General features: G+C 67.9%; 13 protein-coding genes. 10 read left to right on the plus strand and 3 right to left on the minus strand.

Features of this window, described 5'->3' with window-relative positions; genetic code table 11:
* The first annotated feature begins 38 nt into the window (after positions 1-38).
* Together dnaJ and NFL01S_RS20415 are read left to right on the plus strand one after the other, a co-directional pair.
* The gene (gene dnaJ / locus NFL01S_RS20410) at positions 39-1,199 is read left to right on the plus strand and encodes a molecular chaperone DnaJ (RefSeq protein WP_062977659.1); all 1,161 of its coding nucleotides are present in this window, start codon (positions 39-41) and stop codon (positions 1,197-1,199) included.
* Between the two features lie 59 nt (positions 1,200-1,258).
* A complete protein-coding gene (locus tag NFL01S_RS20415) occupies positions 1,259-1,690 on the plus strand; it encodes a heat shock protein transcriptional repressor HspR (RefSeq protein WP_062978164.1) in 432 nt (143 codons plus the stop codon).
* Positions 1,691-1,963: 273 nt separating this feature from the next.
* On the opposite strand, the gene NFL01S_RS20420 is transcribed toward NFL01S_RS20415, so the two are convergent.
* Entirely contained in the window at positions 1,964-2,746 is a 783-nt protein-coding gene (locus tag NFL01S_RS20420; protein ID WP_062977661.1) for an FAD-binding oxidoreductase, read from the minus strand.
* Between the two features lie 149 nt (positions 2,747-2,895).
* A complete protein-coding gene (locus NFL01S_RS20425; protein ID WP_062977663.1) occupies positions 2,896-4,053 on the minus strand; it encodes a globin domain-containing protein in 1,158 nt (385 codons plus the stop codon).
* Between the two features lie 337 nt (positions 4,054-4,390).
* Between NFL01S_RS20425 and clpB the strand changes: the two genes are divergently transcribed.
* From clpB to NFL01S_RS20465, 8 genes are all read left to right on the plus strand, one after another.
* A complete protein-coding gene (gene clpB, locus NFL01S_RS20430; protein WP_062977665.1) occupies positions 4,391-6,994 on the plus strand; it encodes an ATP-dependent chaperone ClpB in 2,604 nt (867 codons plus the stop codon).
* 70 nt (positions 6,995-7,064) lie between these two features.
* Positions 7,065-7,376 carry a hypothetical protein gene (locus NFL01S_RS20435; protein WP_062977667.1) on the plus strand — a complete coding sequence of 104 codons (312 nt, stop codon included), beginning with the start codon at positions 7,065-7,067 and terminating at the stop codon, positions 7,374-7,376.
* 330 nt (positions 7,377-7,706) lie between these two features.
* Complete coding sequence (locus NFL01S_RS20440; protein ID WP_062977669.1) at positions 7,707-8,507, plus strand: DUF5666 domain-containing protein; 801 nt, start codon at positions 7,707-7,709, stop codon at positions 8,505-8,507.
* 65 nt (positions 8,508-8,572) lie between these two features.
* A complete protein-coding gene (locus NFL01S_RS20445; protein ID WP_245670809.1) occupies positions 8,573-9,634 on the plus strand; it encodes a TtfA family protein in 1,062 nt (353 codons plus the stop codon).
* 126 nt (positions 9,635-9,760) lie between these two features.
* Positions 9,761-10,309, plus strand: coding sequence for an orotate phosphoribosyltransferase (gene pyrE / locus NFL01S_RS20450; protein WP_033246456.1), 549 nt, complete (start codon positions 9,761-9,763; stop codon positions 10,307-10,309).
* An 81-nt stretch (positions 10,310-10,390) separates the two neighbouring features.
* Positions 10,391-11,449: a beta-ketoacyl-ACP synthase 3 gene (locus NFL01S_RS20455; protein ID WP_062978165.1), complete on the plus strand. Its 1,059-nt coding sequence runs from the start codon at positions 10,391-10,393 to the stop codon at positions 11,447-11,449.
* A gap of 2 nt (positions 11,450-11,451) precedes the next feature.
* Positions 11,452-12,141: a lysoplasmalogenase gene (locus NFL01S_RS20460; RefSeq protein ID WP_062977671.1), complete on the plus strand. Its 690-nt coding sequence runs from the start codon at positions 11,452-11,454 to the stop codon at positions 12,139-12,141.
* A gap of 351 nt (positions 12,142-12,492) precedes the next feature.
* The gene (locus NFL01S_RS20465; protein ID WP_062978166.1) at positions 12,493-12,807 is read left to right on the plus strand and encodes a hypothetical protein; all 315 of its coding nucleotides are present in this window, start codon (positions 12,493-12,495) and stop codon (positions 12,805-12,807) included.
* Between the two features lie 96 nt (positions 12,808-12,903).
* Here the strand turns inward: NFL01S_RS20465 and NFL01S_RS20470 are convergent, their stop codons facing one another.
* Positions 12,904-13,686: a TrmH family RNA methyltransferase gene (locus NFL01S_RS20470; protein WP_084493004.1), complete on the minus strand. Its 783-nt coding sequence runs from the start codon at positions 13,684-13,686 to the stop codon at positions 12,904-12,906.
* Positions 13,687-13,998: the final 312 nt, after the last annotated feature.

Genomic DNA, 13,998 nt, shown 5'->3' on the forward strand with positions numbered 1-13,998 from the left:
CGGGGTCGCGCAGCGATGGGGAAAGGAGGAGATGCCCGGTGAGCCAGCGGGAGTGGATCGAAAAGGACTTCTACAAGGAACTGGGCGTCTCCTCCGACGCCTCCACCGAAGAGATCAAGAAGGCGTACCGCAAACTCGCCCGTGATCTGCACCCGGATGCCAATCCGGGAGACGCCAAGGCCGAGGAGCGGTTCAAGGCCGTCAGCGAGGCCCATACCGTGCTGTCGGATCCGGCCAAACGCGCCGAATACGACGAAACCCGCCGCCTGTTCACGGGCGGCGGGTACGGCCGGGGTGGTGGTTTCACCCCGGGCGGCGGTGGCGGGTTCACCCAGGGGTTCGATCTGGGCGATATCTTCGGGCAGCAGGCCGGCGGCGCCGACGGCGGCTTGGGCGATCTGTTCGGCGGGCTGTTCAACCGCAGTGGTACCCGCACCAGCCGGCCGCGCCGGGGCGCGGATGTGGAGGCCGAGACGACCCTCGGGTTCCGCGAAGCCGCACGCGGTGTGACAGTCCCGCTGCACCTGACCAGTCCGTCGCCGTGCACCACCTGCTACGGCAGCGGCGCGAAACCGGGCACGAGCCCGCGGGTGTGCCCGATCTGCAACGGCAGCGGTGTGGTAAGCCGGAACCAGGGTGCGTTCGGTTTCAGCGAACCGTGCGACGAATGCCGGGGCACCGGGTCGATCATCGACGATCCGTGCGTGGACTGCCACGGCAACGGCATCCAGAACCGCACCCGCACCATCAATGTGCGCATCCCGCCGGGTATCGCCGACGGGCAGCGGATCCGGCTGGCCGGACAGGGTGAGGCCGGACTACGCGGCGCACCTTCGGGCGATCTGTATGTCACGGTGCGGGTGAGCCAGGACAAGGTGTTCGGCCGGGTCGGCGACGACCTCACCCTGGCACTGCCGGTCAGCTACAGTGAATTGGTGCTCGGCACGACCGTATCGGTGCCCACTCTCGAGGGCCGGGTCGGCGTGAAGGTGCCGCCGGGGACGGCGGACGGGCGCACCCTGCGGGTGCGTGGCCGCGGAGTTCCCAAACGTGGTGGCGGAGCCGGTGATCTACTGGTCACCGTGAAGGTCGCCGTGCCGCCGAAGCTGGACGACGACGCCGTGGCCGCCATGCGTGCGCTGCAGGAGGCGGAGAAGGCCAGCGGCTTCGATCCGAGAGCTGGATGGGCAGGTGCGTGATGTCCAACGATCCGAAACGGGCGTCCGAAAGTGGTTCGGCGCGCCCGGCGGCCGGAGCGATGGGCCCGGAGGCGGCAGCGCAGCGTAACCACGGAGGGCCTCGGGAGGGCCGCCAATCGAGCACGGAATACTTCGTGATCTCGGTGGCCGCTCAGCTGGCCGGTATGCATGCGCAAACACTGCGCACCTACGACCGGCTGGGCTTGGTGACACCGCAGCGCACTTCGGGTGGTGGTCGGCGCTATTCGGAACGGGATGTGGAGCTGCTGCGCGAAGTGCAGCGGCTGTCCCAGGACGAGGGCGTCAATCTGGCCGGGATCAAACGGATCATCGAACTCACCAACCAGGTATCCGAACTGCAGGAGCGGGTGGTCGAACTGGCCGCGGCGCTGGAACGGGAGCGGGCCCGGCCGGATTACCGGCCGGAACTGATCCCGCCGCAGCGCAATACCGCATTGGTCGTCTGGCAGCCGCGCAACCGGCGGCGGTAATTTTGGCGGCGCCCGCGGCCTGCGGGGTTCGACCCCCTCTCCGTCCCTGCTGTCCGCACTCGATGCTCGCGGCTGCGCCGCATCGCATCGAGCACCGACAGCAGGGACGGGCCGAAACTTTTCGCGCCTCGTAAGACTCGGCTCCGCCGCTGGTTACGTCGGAACCTGTGGTGGAGCTGTCGGGTGTGCTCCGCTCGACTTCGCCGCTGGGCACGTCAGGGGCAGAGTGGGCCGATCACTTCTTGCTCGCGGCTGTGCGGGAGCTTTGCGGTGTCAGGCGCCTTCGAATTGGATGCGCTCCGGCGGGGTTCCGGCGTCGAGCAACTTCTCCACCGTGGACCGGGTCATTGCCGGCGATCCGCACACCAGGACCTGGTGCCGGTTGAAACTGCCGTAGGAGCCGACCACTTCGGCGAGGGTGCCCTGGATCAGGTCGTCCTCCTCGAAGCCGATATCCACCCGGTGCCGGTCGTGCCATTCGTCCGGCCAGGACGGGTCCTCGAGACGTTCGACGACCGGCACGACGGTGAGCCACGGCAGGTCCGCCGCGAGGAGGACCAGCATATCGGCGGCGTACAGGTCGCGCGGGGAGAAACCACCGAAGAAGAGGTAGGTGGTCGGGGGATATTCGTGCCTGGCGAGCTCGAGAAGCTGGGACCGCAGCGGTGCCAGTCCGGTGCCGCCGGCGATCATCACGACCTCGTCGCCGTCGGGGTCCACACTGAACATGCCCGCGGGTGCGGCCAGCCTCCAGCGATCACCGGGCCGGGTGTCGGCGACGATCCCGCTACTGCACCAGCCGCCCGCCACGGTGCGGATATGGAATTCGAGTTTGCCGTCCAGCGAGGGTGGTAGCGCCGGGGAGAAACGGCGGCGCATCCCCGGGAACTGTGGAACCTCCACCTCCACCGATTGTCCCGCGGTGAACGGGACGTATTCGCCGATCAACCGGATCACCGCGAGATCGTGGCGCAGCCGGTGATGTTCGACCACATCCGCGAACCACTGGGTCGGCTGGTCGGGGCGGTGCGGGTCGACGCGGGGGCCATTGGTCACGGGCAGTCCTTCGGAGCGGATTCGTGCGGTCGGCGCAGGTGGGGGCGATGCATCTGGTCGGGCGTACGTGGTTCGCGGCCGGGGCGGAGTACCGCACCATTCTCCTGCCGGCCGGCAGGCGCGGCAAGGGCTGCCGGCCGGGGAGCGGCTCAGACCGGATCGGTGCTGATGATCTCCTCCGGAGTGCCGACCGCGAGGAGCGCGCGCCGGGTATCCGCGATCATCTTCGCCGAACCGGCGATCTGGATCTGCCGATCCTCCCACGCACCGAAACTGGCCACTACGGCGCCGAGGTTTCCGACCAGACGGCGATGCATCCCGTAGGGGGCGTCCTCGGTGGGGTGCGGGTACCACCACGGGTTGGTCTTGTGCTCGCAGACCGGGACGATGGTGAGCCACGGGTTGCTCTGCGAGAGCTGCCACATGTTCTCCACGTCGTACAGCTCGCACGGGTAGGCCCCGCCGATGAAGAAGTGCACCCGCGGATTGATTCCGCGGCGGCCCATTTCGATCAGCTGGGCGCGCAGCGGTGCGATACCGGTACCGGAGCCGATCATCAGCACATCGCGGCCGCTGTCCTGGTCCACCTGGAGCCCGCCGAGCGGCCCGCCGATGAGCCAGCGGTCGCCGACCTTGGTCTCGTTGACGACGGAGGGGCTCACCCAGCCGCCCCGGACCTTGCGCACATGGAACTCGATCTCGCCGTACGGGTTCGAGGGGATGGCGGGGGAAAGATAGCGCCACATCCGGGGCCGCTGCGGGACCGAGACGGGGACGTACTGACCGGCCAGATACGGGATCGGGTCATCGGACTGCAAACGCACGATGGCCAGGTCGTCGAGGACGTGGCGGTGCCCGACAACGGTGGCCTCCCAATAGGGCGGGGAATCGTCGGAATTGGCGCCTATCGCCATGGCGGCGGAGATGAGCAGGCAGACATCGCGCCATCCTTCGGCGAGTTCTCTGGTCCAGTTCGGGCCGTTGTAGGTTCCGAAGGCGGCATACAGCGCGGGACCGGCCTGATCGTAGTGCGCGGCCTCGACCCCGTATTTGCGGTGATCGCGTGCCAGTTGTTCCAGGAACTTCTGTGCACGGTCCCAGTCCTCCAGATGATCCAGCGTGTACTGGATCGCGGTGGTCAGCCGTTTCGCCTGCATATCCATGGTCGGCGGGAACAACTCCCGCAGCCGCGGATTCTCGGCGAAAAGGTGACCGTAAAAAGCGCTGATCAACCGCTCGGGTCCATGCGGTGCGTCGAGCACCGACTGGAAATTGGCGCGGACCAGCGCTGCCGAACGCGCATCCACGGCGTGGAGCTTCCTTTCCCTGATATATCTGCCCGATAAGAACGTTGCCGTTACCGGCGGTCCTCCATCCGAACAGTATCCCCGAAAATTGTGATGATGGTGGATGTGAAATACGAGTAGCTGGTTTGGCCGATCTTGTCCGCGGGTACTGCCGCGGCGGCCTGAGCCGGGAGCCGGCATCTTTCCGGCAACCTGCGGCCGGGGTCGGCGCCGGAAAAATATCAGACTTGAGCGGAACAGACTCAACCTTTCGGACGTTGAACCGAGCAGAACGGCACGAGTCCCCGGAGTCGGGCGCGGTTGCCGGAGAAGATTTCGACTAGCAGGAAGGTGCTTCGTGGACTCGTTCAACCCCACCACCAAGACCCAGGCCGCCCTGACCGCCGCCCTCCAGGCAGCGTCGGCGGCCGGTAACCCGGAGATCCGTCCGGCCCATCTGCTGGTGGCACTGCTGGACCAGACCGACGGGATCGCCGGGCCACTGCTGAAAGCGGTCGGCACCGATCCCGCCACCGTGCGCCGCGAGGCCCAGGACATCGTCGACCGGCTGCCCCGCGCCAGCGGCGCCACCACCACCCCGCAGCTCGGCCGGGAAGCGCTGGCCGCGATCACCGCGGCACAGCATCTGGCCACCGAACTCGGCGACGAATACGTCTCCACCGAGCATGTGATGGTCGGACTCGCCACCGGCGATACCGATATCACGATGCTGCTCGAGAAGTACGGCGCCACCGCAGCCGCGCTGCGCGAGGCCTTCACCACCGTCCGGGGGAACGCCCGGGTCAGCAGCCCGGATCCGGAGGGCAGCTACCAGGCGCTGGAGAAGTACTCCACCGACCTCACCGATGCCGCGCGCTCCGGCAAGCTCGATCCGGTGATCGGCCGCGATACCGAGATCCGCCGCGTGGTGCAGGTGCTGTCGCGGCGTACCAAGAACAACCCCGTACTCATCGGCGAGCCCGGCGTCGGCAAGACCGCCATCGTGGAGGGGCTGGCCCAGCGCATCATCGCGGGTGACGTGCCCGAATCGCTGCGCGGCAAAACCGTGATCTCGCTCGACCTCGGCGCGATGGTCGCGGGCGCGAAGTACCGCGGCGAATTCGAGGAACGGCTCAAGGCCGTACTGGAGGAGATCAAGTCCAGCGCGGGCCAGATCATCACCTTCATCGACGAACTGCACACCATCGTCGGCGCCGGTGCGACCGGTGAATCCGCCATGGACGCCGGAAATATGATCAAACCGATGCTGGCGCGCGGTGAACTGCGCCTCGTCGGCGCGACCACGCTCGAGGAGTACCGCAAGCACATCGAGAAGGACGCGGCCCTGGAACGCCGCTTCCAGCAGGTGCTCGTCGGCGAACCCTCGGTCGAGGACACCGTGGGTATCCTGCGCGGGATCAAGGAACGCTACGAAGTGCACCACGGCGTGCGAATCACCGATTCCGCGCTCGTGGCGGCCGCCACTCTCTCCGACCGCTACATCACTTCCCGGTTCCTGCCGGACAAGGCGATCGACCTCGTCGACGAATCCGCGTCCCGGCTGCGAATGGAGATCGACTCGCGCCCGGTGGAGATCGACGAAGTCGAACGCGCCGTACGCCGCCTCGAAATCGAAGAGGTCGCACTGGCCAAGGAAACCGACGAGGCCTCCAAGCAGCGGCTGGAGAAGCTGCGCGGCGAACTCGCCGACGGCCGCGAGAAGCTCAACCAGCTCACCACCCGCTGGCAGAACGAGAAAACCGCGATCGACCAGGTGCGGACACTGAAGGAGCAGCTCGAGGGCCTGCGCGGGGAATCGGACCGTGCCGAACGCGACGGCGATCTGGGCAAGGCGGCCGAACTGCGGTACGGCCGGATCCCCGCGCTGGAAAAGGATCTCGCCGAAGCGGAGCGGGCCTCCGGTGCGGCGGCCGACGGTGAGGTGATGCTCAAGGAGGAGGTCGGGCCCGACGATATCGCCGAGGTGATCTCCGCCTGGACGGGTATCCCGGTCGGCCGGCTGCTCGAAGGCGAAACCGAGAAACTGCTCCGGATGGAGGCCGAACTCGGGCGGCGTGTGGTCGGCCAGACCGAGGCCGTGCAGGCGGTTTCCGATGCGGTACGGCGGGCCCGCGCGGGAGTCGCGGACCCGAACCGGCCCACCGGGTCGTTCATGTTCGTCGGACCTACCGGCGTCGGTAAAACCGAACTGGCCAAGGCGCTCGCCGACTTCCTGTTCGACGACGAACGCGCCATGGTCCGCATCGATATGAGCGAGTACAGCGAGAAGCACGCGGTGGCCCGGCTGGTCGGCGCGCCGCCCGGATATGTCGGCTACGACCAGGGCGGTCAGCTGACCGAGGCGGTGCGGCGGCGGCCCTACACGGTGGTGCTGTTCGACGAGATCGAGAAGGCGCACCCGGACGTTTTCGATATCCTGCTCGCGGTGCTCGACGAGGGCCGGCTCACCGACGGCCAGGGCCGGACCGTGGATTTCCGCAACACCATCCTCATCCTCACCTCGAACCTCGGCGCCGGCGGTGACAAGGATTTCGTGATGAACGCGGTACGTTCGGCGTTCAAACCGGAATTCCTCAACCGTCTCGACGATGTGGTGATGTTCAGCTCACTGGACGAGGACCAGCTCGCCCATGTCGTCGATATCCAGCTCGAACAGTTGCAGCGGCGGCTCGCCCAGCGGCGGCTCACCCTGGAGGTCAGCGATTCGGCGCGGTTCTGGCTCGCCGTTCGCGGCTACGACCCGGTGTACGGCGCCCGGCCGCTGCGCCGGCTGATCCAGCAGGCGATCGGTGACACCCTCGCCAAGGAACTGCTGGCCGGGGAGGTCGCCGACGGTGACACCGTCGAGGTCGGTGTGAGCCCGGACGGGGACGGTCTGATGGTGGGGCGCCGGCTGCGCGAACCGACCGCAGCGAGTGCGGGCGGCGCGGCGACACCTTGAGAGAACGCGCCGGGGCACACCACCCTGCCGGTCGGGACACACCGGCCCCGGCTCGAGTGCACAACGGCCGGTGGCGTCGGCCGCGCATATTCACCGTACCGACCTCTCCGACGCGGGCAGCGAGGTTGCGCCGCCTGCGGACGCGGTGATGCGGCGCAACCAGGGCAGGTTCGCCGGCCACGTGGGCGCGGCACCGCCGGCCGGGCAGTGTCCGCACCGGCGTCGCGGCCGGGGACTGTCCGTACCGGAACTGCCGGCCGGGGAGGTCGCCGGCGGTGACGCCGCCGAGGCCGGGGTGAGTCCGGACGGGGACGGTCTGATGGTGGGGCGCCGGGCGTACGAACCGGGGGCGGCGTCCGCGGGCGTCACCCCGGCGCGGTAGGTGCTCAGACCGGCACAGCACCGGACCGGTCGAGAAGTCGGCCTGATCCACGCCGAAGCCGTCCTGTGCGGGCGCAGCCTCGTCCGGGACGGCTTCGGCGTATGTTGCCTCCGGCCGGTCGGGTGACAGCGGATCAGCACGGTTCTACGCGCCGGCCGGCGGTCCGGTGCTGCACCAGGGCGCGGTGATCTGCGCAATGCGGCTTCGCGGCACACCGGCCTGAGCGCGGGTGCGCCGAGAGGCACGGCGGCTCGTGGTGCGGGTCGAGGTGTCGGCATGTTTATGCGCAGGGCCCGAACCGACGCGGAGATACCGCTTAGTCTGGATGCCATGACCAACCCGAACGATCCCTGGGCAAGGCGGCCGGACGACGATCCGACCCAGCGCCTGGGTCAGCCGGGAGAATCGGCGACCGAGAAAATGCCCACGGCCGACGGCCCGGGCTTCGTGGAGCCGACCACGGCCTACCCGGGTACCGATCCCTACGGCGGTTGGGGTCAGGGCCCCAACCCGACCCGGGAGATGCCGACCTACGACAGTTACGCGTACGGCAGCAACCCGCAATGGAGTGCCGGTGGGCCCGGCCTCCAGGATCCCTATGGGCAGTCCGGCGGGCATCCACCCGGGCAGGAACCGCCGCGGCCGCCGTCGAACAAAACCGGTATCTGGCTCGGCGTCGGGCTGGCCGCGATCGTGCTGATCGGCCTGGCCGGTGTGGGCGCCGGATTGCTGTTCAGCGGTGGCGATTCACAATCCACCGCTGGTGACGATACGACCACCAGCCGGACGCTCGGCCGGCAGGCTCCGCCGCTGCCCGAGGAATCGTTCCCCGAGCTACCGCCCCTGCCGGGCGATCCGGGAATGCCCGATTCGGGGGATCCGAACGCCGGCGGCACCACCATGGGGACGATCAGCTCCAACAGCGGTGGCACACTGACCCTCAGTACTCTCACCGGCACCGAGGTCACAGTGCATACGACCGAGGCCACGCAGGTGATATCGCTGGCCGGCGCCACGGTCGAGGCGCTGCCCGCCGGGGATCTGGTGATCGTGCAGGGGCAGCAGAGTCCGGACGGATCCATTCAGGCCGAGGTGATCATCAGCACCGCCCTCGACGGGGGCGGCCGATGAGAAAACCGCGGCGCGCAGTGTGGGTGCCCGGCATTACGCCGGGCGGGTGGATAGGCTAGGCGACGATGACGGCAATGTGGTTCGGGCTGGCGGCAATCACCCTCGCGGGTGCGATCGTGCTGCTCTATTTCGACCGGCGCCAGCGACAGCGGACCGGTCACGCGCGGCAGGTGTGGGCGAAAGCCCAGGGATACACCTATGTGTCGGTGGAACCGGCGCTCGCTTCGACCTGGCGGCGCGGTGCGCTGGCCAAACTCGGGTACCTGACGGCGGTCGATGTGGTGACCGGTATCCGCAAGGGCGAGAAATTCGTGCTGCTGGATCTGGAGGATTCCGCGACCCTGGTCGCGGTGCGCCGGCAGATCGGCTCGGATATCGACGTCGATATGCGGGTGAAGACGATGAATCCGCCCAAGGACGCCGATCTGGAACTACTCGGTGCCATCGGTGATCGGGTGGTGTTCGCCACCAACCCGGAGATCGCCCGGCACGCGGTGGATCAGCGGATGGTGGCGTTCATCGAATCGCTGTCCGATACCGTGCAGATGCTGTGGAGCGAGGGCAACTGGACCCTCGGCATGCTCCCGGTCGGTACCTCCGCGAAGGACTGGGAGACCGGTATCGACGCCGTCCTGCGGTTGTCCGGTTTGCTGCATGTGCTGCCGCCGGTCAACGAAAACCGCAACGACGAGCAGGATTCCCGCCCCGCACATCCCCGGGCCCGGATCCGTTCGGCGGAGTACGACGACGACGCTCCGGACGGCCCGGACGACGACTACGACGAGTACCCCGACGACAGCGACGACGACTACGGTCACCCGGGGCCCAACGTCCGCTACCGCCGCGACATTCCGGAAGACGCCGCCGATCAGGACGACCGGAGCATCCCCGGTGACGAGGCACCGCCGCGCCGGCCCAGCCTGGCCGTGGTGCCCGACGCCCGGCCCGAGAACCGCCCTCCCCGTCCCGGACCGGCCGGTGCGCGATCCGGCGGAGGAGAGGAACCGGATCGGCCCGCCCCCGGCCGCCGTGATTCCGTCGCCGACGACGAGGACCATGCCCCCCGGTTGCCCGGCGGGCCGTTCCACCCCGGTTTCCGCCCCTACCAGGGCCCGGTGCCGCAGTAGCTCCGTGATGACGCGCGACCTGCGGTAACCGTTGCCGCGGCGCCCCCGTATCCTGCTCGCAGGGCGCCGAGCGTGCGCCGCGACCGTTACTCGCCGCGACTCGCCTCCACGGGCGGAAGGACACCGATGATCGACCAGGCAACGACCGACCGGGATGTCTTGGCCGGGCTGGTGCGCGATTTAGCCGTCGTGCACGGCAAGGTGACATTGTCTTCCGGAAAAGAGGCCGACTACTACGTCGACCTGCGGCGGGCGACCTTGCACCACCGGGCCGGCCCGCTGATCGGCAAACTGCTGCGGGAACTGGTCGCGGACTGGGAATTCGACGCGGTCGGCGGGCTCACCATGGGTGCCGATCCGGTCGCGCTGGCGGTGATGCACGCGCCCGGCCGGCCCATCGACGCCTTCGTGGTGCGCAAGGCCGCGAAAACCCACGGGATGCAACGGCAGGTCGAGGGCCCCGACGTGGTCGGCAAACGGGTGCTGGTCGTGGAGGACACCACGACCACCGGAAATTCGCCGCTGACCGCAGTGCGCGCGTTGCGCGAGGTGGGCGCGACGGTGGTCGGGGTGGCCACCGTGGTCGACCGCGAAACCGGCGCGGATCGCGTGATCGCCGACGAAGGGCTGCCCTATCGCTCCATACTCGGTCTGAAGGATCTGGCACTGGGCTGAACCGACGGGCTGTTCGACGTCGTGTCCGGCTCCGTTAGCCTGGGAATCCGTCAGAACTGTGAGTGAAGGGTCGTGAGCGTCGTGGTGAGCATTGCGGGCAAAAAGGGGCACGACAACGTCGCGATGCTCGGAATCGGTGCCTACCGGCCCCAGCGCGTGGTCAGCAACGACGAGGTGTGCCAGGTACTGGACTCCTCGGACGAATGGATCTTCGAGCGCAGCGGTATCCGGAACCGGCGCTGGATCAGCGGCGACGAATCGCTGCGGTCGATTTCGGTGGCCGCCGGCGGGCGGGCGTTGCGCAACAGCGGAGTGGATCCCTCGCGGATCGGTGCGCTCATCCTGGCCACCTCCAGCTGGCCGATGCTGACCCCGCACGGCGCCCCGATCGTCGCCAGTGATCTGGGGATGAACGGTATTCCCGCCTTCGACCTCACTTCCGGCTGCGGTGGGTTCGGCTACGGGCTCGGTGTGGCCGCGGATATGATCCGCGCCGGTTCCGCCGAATATGTGCTGCTGATCGGTGCCGAGACGATGACCATCGGGATCGACCCGACCGACCGGGGTACAGCATTCATCTTCGGGGACGGTGCGGGCGCGGTGGTGATCGGCCCGAGCGAGGAGAACGGGGTCTCGCCGACGGTCTGGGGTAGCGACGGTGAAAACGCCGACGCGATCAAACAGGACGTCGACTTCATCGACTACATGCAGCGGGCGCAGGACCTGCAGGGCACCGATCCCGAAGTGGAGCCGGTCGGCCGGATGGCGCTGCGAATGGAGGGGCCCCGCGTTTTCCGCTGGGCGGCCGTTACTCTGCCGCGTGCGCTGTCCACCGCTTTGGATATGGCCGGGGTGTCGAAGGAAGATATCGAGGTCTTCATCCCGCATCAGGCCAATGCCCGGATCAACGAGCTGATGAAGAAGAATCTCGGCCTGGCCGACGATATTCCGATGGCGGGCGATATCGAGAACACCGGAAATACGTCCGCGGCCTCGATTCCGCTGGCCATGGAAGAGATGCTGGCGACCGGTAAAGCCAAGGGCGGTCAGCTCGCGCTGCTGCTCGGTTTCGGCGCGGGGCTCAGCTATGCGGGGCAGGTCGTGACCCTGCCGCCCGCGCCCGCCGAGGCGAGCCTGTAGCGATGCGGCCCCTCCGCGCGGGTTATCTGGTCGCGACCGCTGTTACTGTGGCGGGCGCGCTGACCGGCCGGCAATCGTTGCAGTGGGCAGCGAAACCACTGATGATGCCGTTGCTGGCGGCCGATATCGCTACCAGCACAGCGGATATCGCTCCGCGGGAGCGCGCACTGCTGCTCGGTGCGCTCGGCGCCGCGACCGTCGGCGACGTGCTGCTCATCGAACCCGACGACGATCGCCGGCTGATCGCCGGTGCCTCGTCCTTCGCGGTGATGCAGAGCGGATACGCGACGCTGTGGTGGCGCCGGGGTGCGCGTCCACGGGCGAATACCGTCGTTCCGCGGGTTCTGGCCTGGGCCGGCGCCGCGGTGATGTTGCGTACCAGGGCTCCCGTGCTCGCCGGGCCGTTGAGCGCCTACGGTCTCACCTTGGGGAGCGCGGCGGTACTGGCCTCCGATCCGGCGCTGGCGCCGGGGGCGAAAAATATTGCCGGACTCAATATTCCCGATAGCGATCCGCGTAGCCGGCTCGGTATGGGCGCCCTGCTGTTCACGGTTTCCGACGGTCTCATCGTGGTGCGGCGGCTGTTCGCCCGCGGGCAGCGATCGCGCCGGGTGATCGAGGCGATCATTCTGGCGACCTACGGTTGCGCCCAGTTCTTGCTGGCCGATCCGGAGGTGCACGCTCGGGGCTGAGCCGGGGGCGCACCCGTGGCACTGATCCGTAGGCGCATACGGCCGGAGCCGCAGGCGCGTTCGTGGACCTGATCCGGAAGTGCACGTCTGGAGCTGTGCCGCAGACGCACCCGTGCTGATGGCGCGGAGGCGCACAGCTCGAAGTTGGGCGCAGGCGCACGCGCGGTACTCATCCGTAGGCGCATACGCACGGAGCCTCAGGCGCACTCGCGGTACTGAGCTAGTGGCGGGCCCGTGGTACCGAGCTCGATGCGGGCCCGCGATGCCGAGCCCGGGTGCGCCCGCGATACCGCGCCTCCGCCTGCGGTTTTCCGGTCGGCCGGTGTCGGCCGGTGCGGTTACTATCCACGCATGAGTTACCCCACGCCACCGCCCGGGTACGGATATCCCGGATATGGTCCGCCGCCGGACCATCCGCAGACCACCACTGTGCTGATCCTCGGGATCATCGGACTCGTGTTCTGCCAGTTCTGTGCACCGTTCGCATGGGTGATAGGTAAGAAGGCGCTCAACGAGATCGACGCATCGGGTGGCACGGTCGGTGGCCGCAGCAATGTGATGGTCGGCTACATCCTCGGGATAATCGGCTCGGCCTTGTTGATCATCGGCGCCATCGTGGCCATAATCTACGTCATTGCTCTCGTCGCAATCGTCGGCTCGGCGTGACGCCGGTCGGTCCATGTCCAGGCCGACCGCGGTGTGCTGCCGGTCGAGGTCCGAGCCTTCGAGGTTCACATCTACCGCGACCCACAGTCCATCTACTCACCAGGCCGTGGTCAAATCTGCGTGCTGCCGGATCCACGTGTGCATAGCTATACCCGCCGCGACACCCGCGTTGATACTGCGGGTGGACCCGAACTGGGCAATGGATACGGTGAGTACCGCGGCATCGCGGGCGCCTTCGCTCACTCCGGGGCCCTCTTGACCGAACAGCAGCATGCACCGCCGTGGCAGGCGCACGGTTTCCAGCGGCACCGAGCCCGGCACATTGTCCACCGCCACCACGCTCAGATCCTCGGAGTTGGTGAATTCGAGCAGCGTCTCGATATCGGGGTGGTGGACGATGTGCTGGTAGCGGTCGGTGACCATGGCGCCGCGGCGGTTCCAGCGGCGGCGGCCGACGATATGTACCGCGCCTGCCGCGAAGGCATTGGCGGTGCGCACCACGGTGCCGATATTCGCGTCGTGCCCGAAATTCTCGATGGCGATATGGAAGGGGTGGCGGCGACGGTCGATATCGGCGACGATCGCCTCTCTGGTCCAGTAGCGATACGCGTCGACCACATTGCGACGATCGCCCTCCGCGAGTAATACCGGGTCGAGCCGGTCGTCGTCCGGCGGCGGGCCGGTGTGTTCGGCGGCCCACGGTCCGGCTCCGTGCGGGTGCTCGCCCCACTCGGTGGGGCCGGGCTCGTTTCCGCGGAGTTCGGCTGCCGTATCGTCGTCGCGTACTGCGCCCGGATCCGGTGCCGGTGCGACCGCCGCGGTGGCCTCGGTCGGGCGATGGTCGGGGCCGGGGCCGGCCGATGGCGCTGCGTTCGTCACGGCATGATCGTAGTTCGGTGGGGTGGTCGGTCCGCTGTTCGTCCTGGTCCGGTCGAAATTGCCTGTGCCGATTCGGTTTTTCTGCCGGATCGCGTTGTCCGCGAAGGCACGCGCGGAAGACCTCCTATATGTTAACGCGGGTTGACACAGGTGGCGGATATTGCTCCATGCTCTGTCCGGCGGCAATTCACCCCGGAACCGACGCAAACGCCGGTGAATCGAACGGTTCCGCCTCGACTCGGTAACAATTGAGCGGCGAGAATTTCGTTTTTCCTGGCAATATGGGTGCATGACCTCGCCCAGCGACGATCT

The sequence above is a fragment of the Nocardia flavorosea NBRC 108225 genome, from assembly GCF_001613385.1.
Lineage (GTDB): Bacteria > Actinomycetota > Actinomycetes > Mycobacteriales > Mycobacteriaceae > Nocardia > Nocardia flavorosea.

Bases quoted from the DNA above. Each gene is read 5' to 3' on its own strand.
- NFL01S_RS20415 (WP_062978164.1), top strand. From the start codon at position 1,259: ATGGGCCCGGAGGCGGCAGCGCAGCGTAACCACGGAGGGCCTCGGGAG.
- NFL01S_RS20440 (WP_062977669.1), top strand. From the start codon at position 7,707: ATGACCAACCCGAACGATCCCTGGGCAAGGCGGCCGGACGACGATCCG.
- NFL01S_RS20445 (WP_245670809.1), top strand. From the start codon at position 8,573: ATGACGGCAATGTGGTTCGGGCTGGCGGCAATCACCCTCGCGGGTGCG.
- pyrE (WP_033246456.1), top strand. From the start codon at position 9,761: ATGATCGACCAGGCAACGACCGACCGGGATGTCTTGGCCGGGCTGGTG.
- NFL01S_RS20460 (WP_062977671.1), top strand. From the start codon at position 11,452: ATGCGGCCCCTCCGCGCGGGTTATCTGGTCGCGACCGCTGTTACTGTG.
- NFL01S_RS20465 (WP_062978166.1), top strand. From the start codon at position 12,493: ATGAGTTACCCCACGCCACCGCCCGGGTACGGATATCCCGGATATGGT.